Source organism: Kribbella sp. C-35, assembly GCF_046549195.1.
Lineage (GTDB): Bacteria > Actinomycetota > Actinomycetes > Propionibacteriales > Kribbellaceae > Kribbella.
On sequence record NZ_JAJPWG010000001.1, the window covers coordinates 2,176,551 to 2,193,703 of the forward strand.

The 17,153-nt window shown below is 68.3% G+C and carries 16 protein-coding genes; 9 read left to right on the plus strand and 7 right to left on the minus strand.

All coding sequences use genetic code 11. The features are described 5' to 3' along the window. Positions 1–41 precede the first annotated feature (41 nt). The gene (locus ACLJOO_RS11065; protein WP_410786791.1) at positions 42–629 is read left to right on the plus strand and encodes a TetR/AcrR family transcriptional regulator; all 588 of its coding nucleotides are present in this window, start codon (positions 42–44) and stop codon (positions 627–629) included. A 42-nt stretch (positions 630–671) separates the two neighbouring features. Here ACLJOO_RS11065 and ACLJOO_RS11070 read toward each other — a convergent pair whose 3' ends face one another. Both ACLJOO_RS11070 and ACLJOO_RS11075 read right to left on the minus strand, forming a co-directional pair. After that, positions 672–1,388, minus strand: coding sequence for a hypothetical protein (locus ACLJOO_RS11070; protein WP_410786792.1), 717 nt, complete (start codon positions 1,386–1,388; stop codon positions 672–674). A gap of 26 nt (positions 1,389–1,414) precedes the next feature. Further along, a complete protein-coding gene (locus ACLJOO_RS11075; RefSeq protein WP_410786793.1) occupies positions 1,415–2,866 on the minus strand; it encodes a M81 family metallopeptidase in 1,452 nt (483 codons plus the stop codon). A 131-nt stretch (positions 2,867–2,997) separates the two neighbouring features. Between ACLJOO_RS11075 and ACLJOO_RS11080 the strand changes: the two genes are divergently transcribed. From ACLJOO_RS11080 to ACLJOO_RS11090, 3 genes are read left to right on the plus strand one after another with little or no spacing between them, the layout of a single operon-like run. Further along, complete coding sequence (locus tag ACLJOO_RS11080) at positions 2,998–3,408, plus strand: hypothetical protein (protein WP_410786794.1); 411 nt, start codon at positions 2,998–3,000, stop codon at positions 3,406–3,408. An 11-nt stretch (positions 3,409–3,419) separates the two neighbouring features. Further along, entirely contained in the window at positions 3,420–3,797 is a 378-nt protein-coding gene (locus tag ACLJOO_RS11085) for a YciI family protein (RefSeq protein WP_410786795.1), read from the plus strand. Between the two features lie 2 nt (positions 3,798–3,799). Next, a complete protein-coding gene (locus ACLJOO_RS11090; RefSeq protein WP_410786796.1) occupies positions 3,800–4,990 on the plus strand; it encodes an RNA polymerase sigma factor in 1,191 nt (396 codons plus the stop codon). On the opposite strand, the gene ACLJOO_RS11095 is transcribed toward ACLJOO_RS11090, so the two are convergent. After that, positions 4,987–6,003 carry a LacI family DNA-binding transcriptional regulator gene (locus ACLJOO_RS11095; RefSeq protein WP_410786797.1) on the minus strand — a complete coding sequence of 339 codons (1,017 nt, stop codon included), beginning with the start codon at positions 6,001–6,003 and terminating at the stop codon, positions 4,987–4,989. The two genes, ACLJOO_RS11090 and ACLJOO_RS11095, sit on opposite strands and share 4 nt — an antisense overlap. A gap of 114 nt (positions 6,004–6,117) precedes the next feature. On the opposite strand from ACLJOO_RS11095, the gene ACLJOO_RS11100 reads away from it, so the two are divergent. Further along, complete coding sequence (locus tag ACLJOO_RS11100; protein ID WP_410786798.1) at positions 6,118–8,013, plus strand: discoidin domain-containing protein; 1,896 nt, start codon at positions 6,118–6,120, stop codon at positions 8,011–8,013. Here ACLJOO_RS11100 and ACLJOO_RS11105 read toward each other — a convergent pair. Then, entirely contained in the window at positions 8,004–9,239 is a 1,236-nt protein-coding gene (locus ACLJOO_RS11105; RefSeq protein WP_410786799.1) for an amidase, read from the minus strand. The genes ACLJOO_RS11100 and ACLJOO_RS11105 overlap by 10 nt on opposite strands. Before the next feature lie 68 nt (positions 9,240–9,307). Between ACLJOO_RS11105 and ACLJOO_RS11110 the strand changes: the two genes are divergently transcribed. Further along, complete coding sequence (locus ACLJOO_RS11110; RefSeq protein ID WP_410786800.1) at positions 9,308–9,757, plus strand: GNAT family N-acetyltransferase; 450 nt, start codon at positions 9,308–9,310, stop codon at positions 9,755–9,757. Here ACLJOO_RS11110 and ACLJOO_RS11115 read toward each other — a convergent pair. Further along, a complete protein-coding gene (locus ACLJOO_RS11115; RefSeq protein WP_410786801.1) occupies positions 9,754–10,365 on the minus strand; it encodes a hypothetical protein in 612 nt (203 codons plus the stop codon). The two genes, ACLJOO_RS11110 and ACLJOO_RS11115, sit on opposite strands and share 4 nt — an antisense overlap. A gap of 19 nt (positions 10,366–10,384) precedes the next feature. Between ACLJOO_RS11115 and ACLJOO_RS11120 the strand changes: the two genes are divergently transcribed. Next, a complete protein-coding gene (locus ACLJOO_RS11120) occupies positions 10,385–11,146 on the plus strand; it encodes an aminotransferase class IV (RefSeq protein WP_410786802.1) in 762 nt (253 codons plus the stop codon). Here the strand turns inward: ACLJOO_RS11120 and ACLJOO_RS11125 are convergent. Then, positions 11,143–11,625, minus strand: a complete 483-nt coding sequence (locus ACLJOO_RS11125) for a hypothetical protein (RefSeq protein WP_410786803.1) — start codon at positions 11,623–11,625, stop codon at positions 11,143–11,145. The genes ACLJOO_RS11120 and ACLJOO_RS11125 overlap by 4 nt on opposite strands. A gap of 11 nt (positions 11,626–11,636) precedes the next feature. Continuing rightward, positions 11,637–13,061 (minus strand): CCA tRNA nucleotidyltransferase, encoded by a 1,425-nt coding sequence (locus ACLJOO_RS11130; RefSeq protein ID WP_410787144.1) that lies wholly within the window; start codon positions 13,059–13,061, stop codon positions 11,637–11,639. A 63-nt stretch (positions 13,062–13,124) separates the two neighbouring features. Here ACLJOO_RS11130 and ACLJOO_RS11135 point away from each other — a divergent pair, with 63 nt between their 5' ends. Together ACLJOO_RS11135 and murJ are read left to right on the plus strand one after the other, a co-directional pair. Next, positions 13,125–15,413: a hypothetical protein gene (locus ACLJOO_RS11135; protein ID WP_410786804.1), complete on the plus strand. Its 2,289-nt coding sequence runs from the start codon at positions 13,125–13,127 to the stop codon at positions 15,411–15,413. Next, complete coding sequence (gene murJ, locus ACLJOO_RS11140) at positions 15,406–17,052, plus strand: murein biosynthesis integral membrane protein MurJ (RefSeq protein ID WP_410786805.1); 1,647 nt, start codon at positions 15,406–15,408, stop codon at positions 17,050–17,052. Before ACLJOO_RS11135 ends, murJ begins: the two co-directional genes overlap by 8 nt. Positions 17,053–17,153: the final 101 nt, after the last annotated feature.

The following is a 17,153-nucleotide window of genomic DNA, read 5'->3' on the forward strand; positions in this document are numbered from 1 at the left end:
CGGGTTGACCGTAGCTCAGCCTCTAAGCAATGCTCAATAGCATGGATCACCGACTGTCAGCGGAGGACCGCAAGAAGCAACTGGTCAAAATCGGCCTGATGATGCTTCGCGACAAACCGATCCACGAGCTGTCCATCGACGAGATCGCCGGCGAGGCCGGAATCTCCCGCGGGCTGCTGTTCCACTACTTCCCGAGCAAACGCGACTACTACCTCGCCGTCATCTCCGCGGCCGGCCGCCGCCTGCTCCGGGTCACGAAACCGGACGAGAACCTGGCGCCGGAGCAGCAGCTCCGCGAGATGCTGGTCCAATTCGTCGCCTTCATCACACGTCGGCGTACCGCCTATATCTCCTTCGTCCGCGGCGCCGCCGGCGGTGACGACTTCGCCGTCAAGGTGTACGACGAGACGCGCGCCGGCCTGACCAAGCGCATCCTCACCTACCTCGGCACCCCCGAGGTCGCCGACGAGCCCGAGTCCCGCGAGTACCTCCGCATCCACGCGTGGCTCTCGTACACCGAGGACCTAGCTATCGAATGGTCCGGCCTCCCCGAAAAGGCCCGCCCCTACACCCCCGAAGACCTCATCAACCACGCAATCGAGGCCCTGCACCTCCTGCGCAAGCTCTAGTCCCTCCCACGCGTGCCACGCAGGCCTACCTCATCGCTCCGCTCAGTTGGAGCCGAGATGGGGGCCGGTGGGTCGGGTCTTGACTGTGCGATGGCCCGACCTGGCGCCGTCACCGCTGACCGCCTTCGCGGCGTCACCACTGACGCCCTTCGCGGCCGGTGCCGCGTTGCCTATGCCGATGCCGGAGTGTCGCATCGCCTCCATTGCCGCGTATTGACTGCGGTGGTCGGCCAGCACGCTGCCGTATTCCGCGGCGAGCCCTTCGATTTTCTCCTGCACCCAGTCCGGGGCGGGATTGTCGGGCGCAGGGTACTGCGGGCCTGGCAGCCGGCCCGAGCTGTCCAGGCCTCCACGGATGTCGTGCATCGTGATCCCCGTGACGGCGAGCCCGCCGGCATTCAACGCCCGGTCCGCGAAGTACTTGCCGTCCGCGAACAGTGGTTGCATGCCGTGCTCCGCCGGTTCCTGCAGAGCGCGGGCCATCTCCAGGCTCGTGAACTCCACCTCGGCCGACCTGCTGACCTCGTCGGGGACGTACTGCATCCCGTTGTCCGCCGCGCGTCGTGCCGAGTTCTCCACGAGCGCCTCCGCCATCACCTGGAGCCGGCGGCCGGGGTCGGCCTCGCTCATCTGGCCGGCCAGCTCGGGCTGCTCGTCGCCGAACCGCTGCGCGACGGCCTCGGTGAGTCTCTCGACAACGGCGCCGGGCAGGGCGCGATCGATTCTCGCGATGAATTCTTCACGTTCGGCAACGGACATGGGGAAGAGCCTATTGATCGCCTAGGTCACCAGGTTTCTGGAGTTAGGTCCGGGTCCGGCATGTCGGGGTCGAAGGGGAAGAGGGGGCGGAGTACGGCGTGGTGGCCGAGGCGGAGGAGGTCTTGGTCTACGCCGCCGGGGGTTAGGGCCAGGAGCCAGTCGGCGGCGAGGTTGTAGAGCTCTGGTTCCAGGTAGCCGATCTTGACGATGACCAGGTCGGTGGCCGCGGGGTCGAGGCCGAGGAGGGTGAAGTCGGCGAGGTGGTGGTACGGCTTGCGGCGGGTCGTGAGGATCGAGTGCAGCCCACCGACCTGCACGACCGCGACCGTGCCGCCGACGGGATCCTCGGAGATCGAGAACACGGTGCCGGACAGGGCGACCGGACCGGCGGGACCGGAGTCGACCTTGCCGCCGGCGGTGACCTCGACCGGATTCCCGACACCGGCCGCGACACACGCGGCGACCGCCTCGGCGTCCGCGATGCTCGCGTGGATCGCAGTGGCCTTGCCGGCCGTCAGTTCCTCGATCGTGAGCAGCCGACCAAGAGTCCAGGATGTGTCACCGGCACCACCGGCGGTCGGGTTGTCACCCGAATCGCTGATCAGGAACGGACGGGCTGTGCTGGCAAGCCCAGCTGTAACGCATTCCTGCAGCGTCCCGGTCGGCGCCACGAACGCGAACCCGTCGCGCGCATCCCAGTACGCCTTCGCCAACTCAGTGGCGCGCTCGGTGATCAACGCGTGATCGTCGCCCGTGACAACCACGGCCGCACGACACCGCGGCTCGTCGGCCCACGCGTACCCGACCCACACAGCCGCATCCAGTACGCCGGGCTCGTCCGCGATCTCGCCCACGCGCCGGTAGATCGACTTGGCCGGCTCGAGCCGCGTCGACGTCTTCTCGCCCGGTAGCAGCACCGGCACCTGGACCCACGCTTTCCCCGGCTTCCCGAGCCCGGACCGCAGCCGCTCCACCAGGTTCCGCAGGGCACGCTCGCGGCTCTCCATCGCGTCCTCGTGCGGCGCCATCCGGTAGCACGTGATCAGATCGACCGCCGTACCGAGTTCGCGGGACACGTTCCCGTGCAGGTCCATCGACGCCGACACGAGTACGTCGGGACCGAGCACGGAACGGATCCGCGTCGCCAGGTCAGCCTCCGCGTCCTGCCGCCCGACCACGCTCATCGCGCCGTGGATGTCGAAGAACAACCCGTCCAACGGGCCGGCGTCCTCGAGGCGCGTGATGATCTCCGCGGACAGGTCGTCGTACACCTCCGGCAGCACCGCACCGCCGGGAAGAGACCGCGCGTGCAGCAGCGGCACCCACTCGATGCCCTGCGCCCAGTCCTTGCCGAGGAAGTCGTACCGCTCCAGCAGGTGGTCCCCACGCCGTACGTCGAAATCGGCCAGGCCGGCCCGGTGAGGCGAGAACGTGCTGGACTCGATAGCGATCCCGGCAATGCCGATCCGAAGGTTCATGCCCAAAACCTGCCACAACCGAGCCCTTTCGCGCATCAGCCAACTCCAGATCTGGACACCCCGGACCTGTCGAAAGCCGTCCGGCAGCTTCGAGGTAGCAGCACAAGCAGGAACCAGAGAGGACAATGGACATGAGCAACGAACTGCAGCAACTCGCCCGCCTGGTCGGCACCTGGGCCGTCTCCGGCGGCGTGACCGGAACGACCAGCTTCGAGTGGATGGACGGCGGCCACTTCCTGATCCAGCGCGGTGCGCTCGACCACGACGGTCATCAGGTCCGGATCACCGAGATCATCGGTTACGAGCACCCGTTCGGCGGCGAGCGCGGTACCGAGGTGAAGTCGCGGGTGTACGACGCCGACGGCAATACCCTCGACTACGTGTACGAGTTGGCCGGCGACGAGCTGACCATCTGGGGTGGCTTCAAAGGATCGCCCGGGTACTTCAAAGGCGTCTTCTCCGACGGCGGCGACCGCCTCACCGGAGACTGGGTGTACCCGGGCGGCGGATACCACGCCACCATGGTCCGGACTGCGGTCTGAGGGAGAGTCGGATGAAGTACCTACTTCTCGCCTATGGCGACCAGAGTGGCTGGGACACGGTCGACGTGACCAGCCCGGAGTACGTCGCGATGTGCAAGTTCTACGAAGATCTGGCCGCGGAGTTGACCGCCACCGGAGAGCTGATCGGCACCGAAGGGCTCGCGCATCCCGCTCTGAGCCGCACCGTACGCCGTACCGACGCCGGCCCCATTTCCAGTGAGGGGCCGTTCGCCGAGTCCAAGGAAGTCCTGGCCAGCTTCGCGATCGTGGACTGCGACAGCCACGACCGGGTGATGGCGATCGCGGCCCGGATTGTCAACGCCGTCGGCGACATCGTCGAGGTACGGCCCATCATGGCCGGCCCGGGAGACATCCGGCCGGACAGTTGACGATGGAGGAGCTGTGGCGGAGCCTCACACCACAGGTGCTCGGCGCACTCGTCCGCCGGTACGGGCACTTCGAGACGTGTGAGGACGCGGTCCAGGAAGCTCTCCTGGTCGCAGCGCAGCAATGGCCCGAACAGGGTGTCCCGGATGAGCCGCGCACTTGGCTCATCCGGGTCGCCTCGCGCCGGCTGATCGACCTGCTGCGCAACGAGGAGTCCCGTCGGCGGCGGGAGGACGTCGTCCGAACGCCGGATGTCGCGCCGGCGCAGATCAGCGCGTCCGACGACTCACTGACCCTCTTGTTCCTCTGCTGCCACCCGGCGTTGCCGATCGCGTCCCAGATCCCCTTGACGCTCCGCGCTGTCGGCGGTCTCACCACCAGTGAGGTCGCCAAGGCTCTGCTCGCTCCCGAGGCGACGATCGGGCAACGGATCAGCCGCGCCAAGCAGAAGCTGCGCGGGCAGCCGTTCCGTCCGCCCGACGAGCATGCGGAGCGGCTGACCGCAGTACTGCAGGTGCTGTACCTGATCTTCAACGAGGGCTACACGAGTACGGCGGGTGACGAGCTGGGCCGGGTCGAGCTCGCGCGCGAGGCGATCCGGCTCACCCGGATGCTGTCTGACGTACAGCCCGGCGACGGTGAGGTGGCCGGGCTGCTCGCACTGATGCTCCTGACCGACGCTCGCCGTTCTGCGCGGACGACGGCCGACGGTGCACTGGTACCGCTCCACGAGCAGGACCGGTCGCGCTGGGATCGGGATGCGATTGCCGAGGGCACCGAGTTGATCACCTGGGCGATGCGTACGACCGCACTCGGGCCGTACCAGTTGCAGGCTGCGATCGCCGCCGTCCACAGCGAGGCCAAAACAGCCGCGGAGACCGACTGGCGGCAGATCCTCGCCCTGTACAACTTGCTGGAGCCGTTGCTGGACGGTCCGGTCGTCCGTCTGAACCGCGCAGTCGCGACCGCGATGGTGCACGGGCCCGACGCCGGCCTGGCACTGCTCGACACGTTGTCAGCCGACCCACGCGCGACTCGTGGCCACCGGTACCACGCCGTCCGCGCGCACCTGCTCGAGCTCCGCGGTGATCACGCGACGGCCTCCGACACCTACCTGACGGCGGCCAAGCTCGCTACCAACACGTCCGAGCAGCGCTACCTCCGCACCCGCGCGACACGCCTCCGGATCCCCTAGCCCGGAGCGAACCCGGTCGAGCCGCGGACGATCAACTCCGTCGCGAGCTCGACGTGCAGGGCCTCGACCTCGTGGCGCTCCAGCAGGCGGATCAACAAGCTGACGGCCATTCGGCCCATCTCCTGCAACGGCTGGCGGACGGTGGTGAGTTGCGGGGTCGTCGCACGCGAAAGGTCGAGATCGTCGAAGCCGGCGATCGACACATCGCCGGGAACGGACAGGCCGCGTTCCGCAGCAGCCTGGAGCGCGCCGATTGCGGCCTTGTCGTTGAAGGCGACCAAGGCGGTCGGCCGCGGATCGAGGTCGAGCAGCGACGCCGCGGCTCGGTACCCATGCTCCGTGGTCGGCTGGTCGTGCCGGACCAGCGACGGGTCGGGGAGGATGCCGACGTCCGCGAGCGCAGCCGAATGACCGCTCAGCCGCGCGTCGGCGGCGAGCCACTCCCGCGGACCCGCGATCACACCGATCCGCGTGTGCCCGAGCCCGGTCAGGTACGACGTAAGTTGCCGCGCGCCGGAGTGGTGAGCCGCGGACACGGACGGGATGTCACGAGGCAGCGCCGTACGAGGATCGACGACGACGAACGGGAACCGCCGCGAACTCAGCCGGACCAGGTCCTCGCTCGGCTCCGGCGGAAGGATCAGGATCGCGCCGCCGATCCCCCGGCGGGACGCCAGGCTCGAGAGCGCCGGATCCTGCTGCGTGGCCTCGCCGGCGTTGAGGACGACCTGCCGACCATGACGGTTCAGCGTCTCCGCGATCGACGACACGATCAGCCCGAAGTAGTCCGTCAGCACGTACGGGCAGCGCACGTAGACGGCGCCGTCGACGGGTTTCGCCGTACCTCCGCGCGGGGCGGGCGCGCGCAGCCCAAGCTCCTCGACCGCCTGCTCGACGAGCTGCCGCGTCTCGGGCGCCACGCTGCCCTGCTGGTTGAGCACGCGGGACACCGTCGCGATCGACACTCCGGTCGCGGCCGCGACGTCCCGCACGGTCGCTCTACCGCGCGGCATTTGTTACATCCCGATGTTTCACGCTCAGCACTCTAGCGTCACGCTCCCAGACCTTGACAGGCCTGGACGGCGAGCGTTCGCTGAGGACGTTTGTTTCATCCAGAGGAGTGTGCGATGAGAACACCCGCCCTCGGCGTCGCCCTTGCTCTCACGGTGGCGTCACTCACCGGCCCCGCTCAGGCCCATCCCCCGACGACTCAAGTCAACGTCTGGGTCACCACGCCCGACCGCACCGAGCTGCTCCACGAGCGCGCACCCGTCTCGTTCCACGACGGCGCGAGTGATCGGACCACGATCACGGTCGACCCGCGGACGACGTACCAGACGATGGACGGCTTCGGCGCCTCGATCACCGACTCGTCGGCGAGTGTCCTGTACCGCCTCAGCCCGGCCGACCGCGAGCAGACGCTGCGCAAACTGTTCGACCCGCGGCAGGGCATCGGCGTCAGCTTCCTGCGGCAGCCGGTCGGCTCGTCCGACTTCACGGCCGCGGCCGAGCACTACACGTACGACGACGTACCTGCCGGCCAGACCGACTTCGGGCTGCGGAACTTCAGCATCGCGCACGACGAGGAGCAGGTGCTGCCACTGCTCCGCCGCGCCAAGCAGCTCAACCCGGCGCTCAAGGTGATGGCGACGCCGTGGAGCCCGCCGGCGTGGATGAAGACCGGCGACTCTCTCGTCGGCGGCCGCCTGAAGGACGACCCCAAGGTGTACGACGCGTACGCGCGCTACCTGGTGAAGTTCGTTCAGGCCTACACGCGGGCCGGCGTACCGGTCGACTTCCTCTCGATCCAGAACGAGCCGCAGAACCGCAAGCCGAGCGCATATCCGGGCACCGACCTGCCCGTCCGGCAGGAAGCCGCGGTGATCACCGCCCTGGGTCCGCTGCTGCAGAAGGTCAGCCCGCGGACGAAGATCCTCGGGTACGACCACAACTGGACCACGCACCCCGGCGACGTCGCCTCCACCCCGCCTGGTGAGGACCCGGAGACCGACTACCCGTACAAACTGCTGCAGACCTCGGCGGCGAAGTGGATCGCTGGTACGGCGTACCACTGCTACTCCGGCGACCCGTCGAAGCAGACGGACCTGCACAAGGCGTTCCCGTCGAAGGGGATCTGGTTCACCGAGTGCTCCGGCTCGCACGGGCCGAATGACACTCCGCCGCAGATCTTCCGCGGCACGCTCACCTGGCACGCGCGGACGCTGATGCTCGGTACGACGCGCAACTGGGCGAAGTCGGTCGTCAACTGGAACATCGCACTCGACTCGACGGGCGGCCCGCACCTCGGCGGCTGCGACACCTGCACCGGCCTCGTCACGCTGCAGCCGGACGGGTCGGTGTCGACGGACGCGGAGTACTACACGATCGGTCACCTGTCGAAGTTCGTGAAGCCGGGCGCGGTGCGGATCGGGAGTACGTCGTACGGGACGACCGGATGGAACGGGCAACTGATGTCGGCCGCGTTCCGCAACCCCGACGGTACGACGGCGCTCCTGGTACACAACGAAAACGACGAGCCGCGGTCGTTCGCGGTGGCGGTCGGCGACGAGTCCTTCGAGTACGAGCTGCCGGGTGGGTCGATCGCGACGTACACCTGGGGGCCTGTGACCACGGACGTCCCGCAGGAGCTGACAGCTCGGAGCGCGACAGCGAGCGTCAACGGAGCCGATGCCGGGCTGCTGATCGACGCGGACGGATCGACTGTGTGGCAGAGCAAGACTGCGCAGGCTCCTGGCCAGTGGGTGCAGGTCGACCTGGGTAGGACGCAGACGTTCCGGCAGGTCGCGTTGGACAGCGGTGGGAACCTCGGCGACTACGCACACGGCCAGTCGGTTGCCGTCAGCAACGACGGGAGCAACTGGCGGACGGTAGCCAGCGGTACGTCGAACAGTCAGTTGACGACAATCGACCTACCACCGACGCGAGCGCGCTACATCCGGATCACGCAGAACGGTACGGCCGGCAACTGGTGGAGCCTGGCCGATGTACGCATCTACCGCTGAGCCTCGATCCAGCACGCGACCGCGGCGGCCCGTTCGTTGCTCGCAGCAATGACCTGGAGGCCGACCGGGAGGCCGTCAGCCGGAATCGGCAGGCTGACGGCCGCGTGCCGGGTGAGGTTCGCGAGGCGCGTGTTGTTCATCAGCTGCCTGCGTATGTCGAGGCCGCCGTCGGCCGCTGCGGTGATGAGCGGTGCGGTTGTCAGGACGGTCGGGGTCACTACCGCGTCGACGTCGGCGAGGACTGCGTCCAGTTCGGCGGTGATGCGTGCCGCGTCCGCCTTTGCTCGCTCGTAGTCCGCGGGCTCCACCTGTGCGGCTTCGAGCAGTCGCAGGCGGACGTCAGGCTGGTACAGGTCCTGTGATCGGCCGCGGTGGCTGGCGACTGCCTCAGGTCCTTGGATGTTCGCTGCGGTCGAATAGCTGGTGGACCAGTCGGGCAGCTGCACCTCGACGGCTTCGAGCGTCTGCAAGGCAGCAGACCAAGCAGTACTGACCTCGGGGCTGAGCTGGAGATACTCCGGGTTGGTCACGACCCCGAGGCGGGGTTTACGCGGCGGCCGGACAGCAACGCCTGCCAGCACGTTGAGCGCGTAAGCGGCATCCGACGCGGTTCTCGTCAGTACGCCGACGTGGTCGAGGCTCTTGGACAACGGGAAGACCCGATCGGTCGGCAACGTGTCGTACGACGGTTTGAAGCCGACGACCCCGCACAACGCGGCCGGGATCCGCACCGAGCCCGCCGTGTCCGTGCCGATTGCCAACGGCACCACACCGGCCGCCACTGCAGCAGCTGATCCGGAGCTGGAGCCACCAGTCATCCGCGACGGGTCGTGCGGGTTCCGGCACGGTCCGACGCGGTTCGACGTACCAAAGCAGCCGTAGGCGAACTCGTGCGTGTGCGACAGCCCGATCACGATCGCACCGGCTGCGCGCAACCGCCGTACGACCTCAGCGTCCTGTTGCCCGACCTCGTCCATGGACGCGGAACCGCAGCGGTACGGCAGGCCTTCGACCTCGATGATCTCCTTCACCAGCACGGGTACGCCGGCCAGCGCACCGGTCCGGTCGTGAGCCGCGGCTGCCTTCCGCGCACCGTCGACGTCCAGGTGCACGATCGCGTTCAGGTCCGCCGCAGCGGCGGCCCGCGTCAGCGCGTCCTCGACCAACCGCACCGGATCCAGCGCGCCGTCCCGTACTCCGGCGGCGATCTCCTCCAACGTCCTCACTCGCACATCAGACCACGGAGAGGAAACGGAAACAGGAGCGTCATGCCATCTTGCTACCGTCCGATGGCATGGTGATCGAGGGAGTGGAACTGCGAACGGCGCCGCCGACCGACGCGGAGGTGCTGGCGCTGACCACCGCGCAACAGGCCGAGCTGGCAGCGATGTACGGCGAGGACCAGCCGCTCGTCGGCCTGCACCCCGACATCGCGTTCACGGTGCTGACGCTGGAAGCAACGCCGGTCGGCTGCGTCGGACTGCAGCCGGTCGCGCCGGGGCTCGGCGAGATCAAGCGGATGTACGTCGTCCCGTCCGCCCGCGGCTGGGGCCTGTCCCGCATGCTCCTCGAGGTCGTCGAGGAACAGGCCCGGACAGCGGGGCTCAGCAAACTCCGTCTCGAGACCGGCACCAAGCAGATCGAGGCGATCGCGCTCTACACCAACCACGGCTACCGTCCCACCCCGCCGTACCCGCCGTTCGAGAACGAAGTCGCGTCCCTCTGCTACGCCAAGGACCTCTAGAGGTTCAGCACCAGGTCTTCGCCCTCGCGGTGGAAGCCTAGGTTCTTCAGGTACGGCGTGGAGTCGCGCATTCGGGGTGGGGCTATGACCTGGTGGAATCCATGGTCCGTGAAGACGTCGCTGCGGCGGTAGACGAACTCGCCTGGCGTGAAGTCGCGGTACTTCGGCACCACGTAGTCGAGGTCGATCTGTGCTCGGCCGGTGCCGGCGTCGTGGGCCAGGACGACGCCGACGGTGCGGTCGCCGTGCTGGACCAGGAACGCGTACGGGCTCGCCGCGAGTGTGAAGCCGGGGTTGAACCGGGTGATGTCCTTCTGGTGCCGCTCGAGGACGTACCCGAGGTACGCGTCAGCCGAGTTCACCGGGAGCACCTGGTACTCCGCCTCGTCGTGCCGGTGCCGGAGCAGTCGCCAGAGATGTACGACGTTGATGACCGCGAGGACCGCGTTCATACCGACCATCGGCCACACGCCGACGACCGCGTTGAACCCGACCAGGATCACGCAGCCGATCAGGTTCAGGAGCCGTAGCCGCAGGATCCGCGTCTGCAACAACGACCACACGACCAACGCGGATCCGCCCCACCCGATGATGCTCCAAACGTCCACACCGCGAGACTAGGGTGTTGTGAGCGATTTGTTGCTGCTGGACGGCGCCCCGTTACCGATGGTCGACGCGATGTTGCTGCGAGCAACGTCGTACGGTCACTTCACCTCGATGCAGGTTCGTGACGGTCACGTCGACGGGCTGGACCTGCACTTCAAGCGGCTGGACCGCAGTACGCGGGAGGTTTTCGGCCGACCGCTCCCCGAGGACCGCGTCCGCGCCGATCTCCGCGCGGCGCTCGACCAGGCGGGCTCCGGCGACCTCTCGATCCGCATGAACGTCTTCGCCGACGACGACCTCCACCTGCTGACCCGAGTCGGCCCTCCGGTCGCCGCCGGCACCGGTTCGCTCCGTCTGCTCGCCTACCAGCACGAACGCGCCGTCCCGCACCTCAAGCACACCGGCACGTTCGGCCTCACCTACTACGCCCGCGCCGCCAAACAGGCCGGGTACGACGACGCGGTCTTCCACACCGCAACGGGCGAGCTCTCCGAAGCCTCCATCTGGAACATCTGCTTCGCCCGCGGCACCTCGATCGTGTTCCCGGCCGCGCCCGTCCTCAACGGCATCCGGCAGCAGGTGCTGCAGCGCGGGCTGGCGGCGTTCGAGACGACTCCGATCCGCCTTGCCGACCTGTCGACGTACGACGCGGCCTACCTGACGAACTCGATCGACCCGGCGCTCCCGGTGGCGGCCATCGGGTCCGTTACCTACCTGCCGCACCCGGAGTCGGCCGAGACGATCGCCACCGCGTACACCTCGCAAGAGGCGCAGCCGATCTAGCCGCGTTTCTTCTTCAAGGCGCGGGCCGCGGTGAGGGCGTCCTCGTAGCTCTCCCAGCCCGGCGAAACGTACACGATCGGATCGCTGACCAGGAAGGTCTGGTTGCTGAACCCATCGGTGGTGAAGATCAGCCACTCCTCGTACGGCGTGACCTGGAAGGCCCTGAAGGCGTCCGCGGTATGCCGTGGAAAGCCCGGGGGCAGGTCCTCGTTGTGGTAGTCCGCCAGGAGTTCGCGGGCGCGTTCTTCGATGCGTCCGGCGAGATAGTCCGCCCAGGACGGCAGCGGGTACGGCGGTTCGTCCGGATAGACGTCTCGGCTCGAGAACTGGGCAGGCAGTTTGCATTGCTTGAATGCCTCAGTGACGGCGCGATCGTAGGCCTGGTGGTCCGGGTAGTCCCGGCCATCGATCACGGCGACCCCGCGCCACCGGTCGTCCATCCGGACCTGCACCACCGTCATCTGCACGCGTTCCGCCATGCCTCAGCCTCTCAGGAGCTGCGCTCGGACCACCAGCGGAGGAGTTCTTCGCGGGCTTGGTCTTCGCCGAGGGGGCCCTGGTCGAGGCGGAGCTCCATCAGGAATTTATAGGCCTCGCCAACCTCGCGGCCCGGGGAGATTCCGAGGATCTGCATGATCTGGTTGCCGTCCAGGTCGGGGCGGAGGGAGTCCAGTTCTTCCTGTTCCTGGAGGCGCTCGATGCGGGTTTCCAGGTCGTCGTAGGCAGCCCGGAGCGACTCGGCCTTGCGGCGGTTGCGGGTGGTGCAGTCGGCGCGGGTCAGGATGTGGAGCCGCTCGAGCTGGTCGCCGGCGTCCCGGACGTAGCGGCGTACGGCGGAGTCCGTCCACTCGCCGTCGCCGTACCCGTGGAACCGCAGGTGCAGCTCGATCAGCTTGCTGACCTGCTCGATCTGCTCGTTGCTGAACCGCAGCGCCTTCATCCGCTTCCGGGCCAGCTTCGCCCCGACCACGTCGTGGTGGTGGAACGTCACCTTCCGCGCGCCCTCGAACCTCAGCGTCTTCGGTTTCCCGATGTCGTGGATGAGTGCCGCGAACCGAACGACGAAATCGGGCGTCGGAACAGACAGACGAGATTCCAGATCGATGGCCTGATCGAGGACGGTGAGTGAGTGCTCGTACACATCCTTGTGCCGCTGGTGCTCGTCCTTCATCAGCTGCAGCGCCGGCAGCTCCGGCAGCACGTGCTCGGCCAGCCCGGTCGAGACCAGCAGATCGAGCCCGATCCGCGGGTGGTCGGCGCAGATCAGCTTCTCCAGCTCGTCGCGGACCCGCTCGGCGGACACGATCGTGATCCGGTCGGCCATCGCGGTCATCGCGGTCACCACGGCCGGGTCGGGCGTGAACCCGAGCTGCGCCGCGAACCGGGCTGCCCGCATCATCCGCAGCGGGTCGTCCGAGAACGAGTCCTCCGGCGTACCGGGAGTCCGGATCCGCTGGTGCGCGACGTCCTCCATCCCGCCGTACGGGTCGACGAACTGCCGCGACGGGAGCCGGACCGCCATCGCGTTCATCGCGAAGTCCCGGCGGGCCAGGTCGCCTTCCAGACTGTCGCCGTACGACACCTCCGGCTTGCGCGAGGTGGGATCGTAGGTCTCCGACCTGTACGTCGTGACTTCCAGGACCCACTCGCCCTTCCGACAACCGATGGTGCCGAACGCCTTGCCGATGTCCCAGACATGGTCCGCCCAGCCGGACAGCAACCGCTCGATCACGTCCGGGTGCGCTGACGTGGTGAAGTCCAGATCCTTGCTCCCCCGGCCGAGGAGAATGTCCCGGACAGGACCGCCGACCAGGGCGATCTCGTGGCCTGCGTCGGCGAACCGGTGGCCCAGTTCGTCGACCACTGGAGCGAGTTCCAGCAGGGCCTGGACGGCTCGCCGCTGTGCGGCGGGCAACGATCCGGCGGAGGCTGACTGGTCGGCAAAGGGTGACACGGGGAACTAGGTTACGGTGACGGCGTGTTCAGACGGCGACTGAGGCTCTCCGCGGTGGCGGGAGCTTGCCTTGTGGTTGCTGCCTCGGCAGCGACTCTAGGCGCTCCGGCGGAGGCCGAGGCGGCGCCTGCCGACGAGCCCGCCGTCCAGGTCACCATCGACTCGTTCGGCCCCACGGCTCCGAAGCCCGGCCAGCAGGTCGTGATCAAGGGCCGGGTGACCAACACCAGTTCGGTGACGTTCGAGGAGCCCCAGGCCCTCGCCTGTATCGACCGGACCCGCCTGGCCAGTACGGCGGCGCTGGACGCGATCTCCACCGAGCAGAACATCCCGATGAGCGACCGCGACAGCTGCCGCAACCTGGCCAACGACGAGCAGACCTTCCAGCCGTTCGAACAGCCGTTGGCGCCGAAGGAAACGGTTGAGTTCACGCTCACGGTGCCGTGGAAGGAATGGCGGATCAACGACCAGACCGGCGTGTACGTCGTCGGCGTCGCGTTCCGGGGCCAGCCGCCGAACAGCTCGCGGATCATGGCCGGCCGGGCCCGCACCCTGATGCCGGTGCTTGGCAAGGAGCCGCTGACCCGTCCGGTCAACACCGCTCTCGTCGTCCCGCTGCGGCACCGCCCGACCCAGCTCGGCGGCAAGAACTTCGCGAACGAGTCGCTGGCCACGTCGCTGGCTCCGACCGGATCGCTCGGCCGGCTGCTCGCGCTCGGCCGGCAGCACCTGGTCACCTGGCTCGTCGACCCGGCGATGCTCGACGAGATCCGGCAGCTGGCCAAGGGGTACGTCGTCGTCGGCGAGAACGGCCAGACGACGACCGGCACCGGACAGTCCGTCGCAACCAACTGGCTCAGGGAGTTCGACGCCGGCCGGACCCGAGGCAACCAGGTCGTGCTGCTGCCGTACGGCGACCCTGACGTGGCAAGCCTGCTGGACTCGGGCGATCCGCTGAAGAAGCTCGTCGGGCGGGCCCGCACGAAGACCGAGCGGTCCGGTGGCGAACTGGCCCCGGGCTTCACCAACGGCCTGTCGCTCGAGGGCGGTGCCGCCGCCGGCCGCTACCTGGGCGCTGCATCCGTCGGTTTCGCCGGTGCCACCCCCGACGACCTGAACCTGGTCAGCAGCTCGTCGTGGTCGCCCGCGACCCGCCCGGTGCTGACCACCAGCCCTGTGTACGACGTACTCACGCCGGAAGGCCCCGATCAGGCCGTCCGCACGGTGATCGCGAACTCGTCCCTGACGACCGGCGGTCCGGATCCGGAGACCGCCGAGAGCCCGCTCCAGGTCCGGCAACGGTTCGCGGCCGTCACCGCGCTGATCGCAGCCGGCGGCAAGGGCACCGCGTCCGTGGTCGTCGCGCCGCCCCGCGGCTGGGACAGCGACGGCCGCGCGACCGCTGCGCTCGCGGGCAGCCTGTCGCTGCCGTGGATCAAGGCCACCGACGTGGCCGGCGTGGTCGCGGCCAACCCGAGACCGCTGACCACCAGGGCACCGGTCGCGGGTAAGACGAACGGCGTACTGACCGAAACCCAGCTGGACAGCATCAGGCAGCTCGACGACGCGACCACCACGATGCAGGACCTGCTCGTCGACGGGAACGCGTTGCCGGAGGTGATGACGCAGGCGCTGCTGCGGTCCACCTCGTCCGGCTGGAACGGCTACGCCGAGGAGGCCCGGCACTTCACCGCGATCGAGCTCGGCTCGGCCAACCAGCAGCTCGGCAAGGTGCACCTCGTGAACGCGAGCGTGGACCGCGGGCTGCGCAAGGAGATCAAGGTCAACCTGGCCGGCAGCAAGGGCACGTTCCCGCTGACAATCACCAACGGCACCGACTGGTCGGTCCGGGTCGGCATCGTGGTCAGCTCGGCGAACCGGTCCGACCTGAAGATCAAGCCGCTGCAGACCGCTGTCCTCGGCCCGGGGCAGAAGTGGACGCCGCGGATCACCGCGAGCGCCGAGCAGAACGGTCTGATCCGCGCCAACGCCCAGGTGACCAACGCGGACGGCAGGCCGGTCGGCAAGCCCCAGGAGCTGCTGATCCAGGCCAGCCAGTACGGCAGCGTCGGCTGGATCCTGGTCGGCGCCGCCTGCGCCCTGCTGTTCGGTACGTCGTTCGTCCGCATCTACCGCCGCGTCCGCACCGAGCGCCGCAACACGGCCGCCGCGACCACCGGCGCCACCGCCGACACCACGGACGCCGACGGCGCCGACACCTCTGATCCCGCCCACGATCGCCCCGAGGCGAACGGCGTACCCGAAGCTCCGGATGCGTCCCTGAAAGAAGGAGTCGGTTCGAAGGATGGCTGACCGCACCCTGCGCTCCGCGGCGGTGATGGCAGCCGGAACGGTGCTGTCCCGCCTGCTCGGATTCATCCGGATCGCCCTGCTCGCGGCCGCCATCGGTACGGCGCTGCGCGGCGACATCTTCACCGCCGCGAACACCATCCCGAACAGCCTCTACATCCTGCTGGCCGGCGGCGTCTTCAACACCGTGCTGGTCCCGCAGTTGGTGCGCGCGATCAAGAACCACGAGGACGGCGGCCAGGACTTCACGAACCGGATCCTGACGTTCGGCTTCGTCGTACTCGCGATCGTCACGGTGGCATGTGTGCTGCTGGCGCCGGCGATCGCCGAGCTGTACCTGCCGAAGGAGCTGCACGACCCGTCCCGGCTGACCGAGAAGGCGAACATGATCATGTTCGTCCGGCTCTGCCTGCCGCAGATCTTCTTCTACGGCGCGTTCGTCCTGGTCGGGCAGGTGCTGAATGCGCGCCGCCGGTTCGGTCCGATGATGTGGGCGCCGATCGCGAACAACATCGTCGCGTGCGCGTCGATCGTGGTGTTCCTGCTGATCTACCGGGTCGGCGACAACCCGCCGACGTACAGCCACGGCGAGGAGCTGCTGCTCGGTCTCGGGCACACGGTGGGCATCGCCGTACAGCTGCTGGTGCTCCTGCCCTATCTGAAGGCGAGCGGACACACCTACCGGCCGAAGTTCGGCCTCCGCGGAACTGGTCTGGGACACACTGCCCGATTGGGCATCTGGACCGTTCTTTTCGTCGCCGTGAACCAGGTGACGCTGGTCGTCGTCACCCAGCTCGCCATCGCCGGTAGCGCCTCCAGCGACCCGGGCGCGAAGGCCGGTCTGTTCGCGTACAGCACCGCGATGCTGATCATCCTGGTGCCGCACGGCATCGTCACGGTCTCGCTCGCGACCGCGGCCCTGCCGCAGATGTCCGCGCTGGCGGCCGACGGGGACACCGCCGAGGTGGGGCGGATGTCCGCCCGGTCGATCCGGCAGACGCTCGCGATCGTCGTACCGGCCGCGGCCGCGATGATCGCGTTCGCCTATCCGATCGTGACGATCATCGCCGGGTACGGATCGGGTAAGAACAACCTGACGCTGATGTCGTACACGTTGATGACGCTCGCGCTCGGGATCGTGCCGTTCACCGTGCAGTACTTCCAGCTCCGCACGTTCTACGCCTTCGAGGACACCCGTACGCCGTTCTTCCTGCAGTGCGTGATCGCGGCGACGAACATCGCGGCGGCCGTCATCGGAGTCCGGGTGCTGCTGGACCAGACGCACCTCCGGTTCAGCGGTGTGGTCCTCGGCGGGGCGTACGCGCTGGCGTACCTGGTCGCCGTACTGATCTCCCGGCCGGTCCTGCGGCGCAGGGTGCCGCGGGTCCCGGGCGCCGGGATCGGGCTCCCGCTGCTCGCGATGGTCATCGCAGCGGTCGCCGGCGCGGGCGCGGGCCGCGTGGTGCTCTGGCTGCTGAGCCTCGCGATCGACTGGTCCGGACCCCTCGGCGCGATCCTTCAACTGGCCGTCGCGGCGATCGTGATGCTGCCGGTGTACGCCGCCGTGTCGCGGGTACTCCGTATCCACGAGGTCAACGACGTGGTGTCCATGGTCACATCGAAGTTGCCGATCCGCCGCTGATCCGGACCGCTTGTGCATTAGTGCACCACCTGTCCGGTCAGCGGGGCACTAACATGGGGCCTGCGATCAGGCCGCTGGGTATCAAGGAGGGCGAGAGACAC